Annotated in this window: 2 protein-coding genes; both read left to right on the forward strand. The window is 75.8% G+C overall.

The window, feature by feature from the left end:
* Positions 1-885: ankyrin repeat domain-containing protein (locus tag HW445_RS31045; RefSeq protein WP_374939734.1), on the forward strand; the 885-nt coding region annotated here is incomplete at its 5' end.
* Positions 882-1,387 (forward strand): AAA family ATPase (locus tag HW445_RS31050; protein WP_180224114.1); only part of this gene is annotated, 506 nt, incomplete at its 3' end. The genes HW445_RS31045 and HW445_RS31050, both read left to right, overlap by 4 nt.

The following is a 1,387-nucleotide window of genomic DNA, read 5'->3' on the forward strand; positions in this document are numbered from 1 at the left end:
CGGCCCTTCCGCGTACGGTGCCGGGACGGCGCCTGGCACCAGGTCGTCCTGCGCGGCGGGCGGCTGGAGGGCCCGCACACCGACGAGGAGCGGCGGCGGGAGCAGGCCATGCGGGTGTTCGGCGGCCCGGTCTCGGGCTGCTTCGCGGTCGAGCAGGCCTGGAGGTCGGGCGAGGGACGGCTCCCGAAGGCCCTGCGGGCCCAGCGGCAGGAGCTGTTCCAGCGCGTGGAACACGGCGACACGGCGGGCGTCGTGGCCCTGCTGGACGCCGGGCACGATCCCCTGGTCCGCGACGCCCGGGGGCGCGGGCTGCTGCACGTGGTGCACCTGCTCGACCACGAGGTCCTGCTGCCCCGGTTGCTGGAGGCGGGGCTGGACCTGGAGAGCAGGGACAGGAAGGGGCGCACCCCGCTCCACTCCGTGGTCGAGGACGGCGGTTCACCGGCGGTGGTCGCGGCGCTGCTCGGCGCGGGCGCCCGGACCGACGTCGTCTGCCGCATCGACGCCTACGACGAGACGGAGCTCTCCCTCGCGCAGACCGTCCGGCGCTACCGGCGGACCGACCTCGCCTTCCTCGCCCGGCGCGTCCAGGCCGAGCACCCGGGCATCGGGGACGAGTGGTGGGACGAGTACGTCGACCGCCCGGACGAGCAGCACTACTTCGACCACCTCGAGGTGCCGCCCGACGACGGCTGCCCGGAGCCGCCCGAGGACGGCTACGAGGGAGAACTGCCCGAGCACGGACGCACGGGGGAGCCGCCGGAGGACGCGTACCCGGGCGGCCCGGCCGGGACCGCGTACCTGCGCGAGCCGCCGGAGGACGACGAGGACATGGACGCACCACCAAAGGACATGGACGCACCACCGAAGGACCGGAACCCGTGACCCTCAGCCCGCTGGACGCCGCGGACGAGCTCAACGCCCGTCTGCGTGCCCACCGCACCGAACCCGCGGCCGACCCCCGTCTGGAGGCACTGGGCCTCGCCGTGACGGCCAACCAGCCGGTGCTGCTCTGGGGCGAGCCCGGCATCGGGAAGTCGGCCGGCATGGAACAGCTCGCGGCAGGGCTCGGCTGCCCGCTGGAGACCGTCGTCGCCAGCGTCCACGAGCCCTCCGACTTCGCCGGCCTGCCGATCGTCGGCGACGACCCGGCCACCACCGGCGTGCCGATGGCCCCGCCGGACTGGGCGGTACGGCTCGCCCGCGCCGGACGCGGCCTGCTCTTCCTCGACGAGCTCTCCTCCGCCCCGCCCGCCGTGCAGGCCGCCCTGCTGCGGGTGGTGCTGGAACGCCGGGTGGGCAGCCTGGTCCTGCCCGAGCCGGTCCGGATCGTCGCCGCGGCCAACCCGCCCTCCAGCGCGGCCGACGGCTGGCACCTCAGCCCGCC

It is taken from the genome of Streptomyces sp. UH6 (assembly GCF_013421635.1).
Lineage (GTDB): Bacteria > Actinomycetota > Actinomycetes > Streptomycetales > Streptomycetaceae > Streptomyces > Streptomyces abyssomicinicus.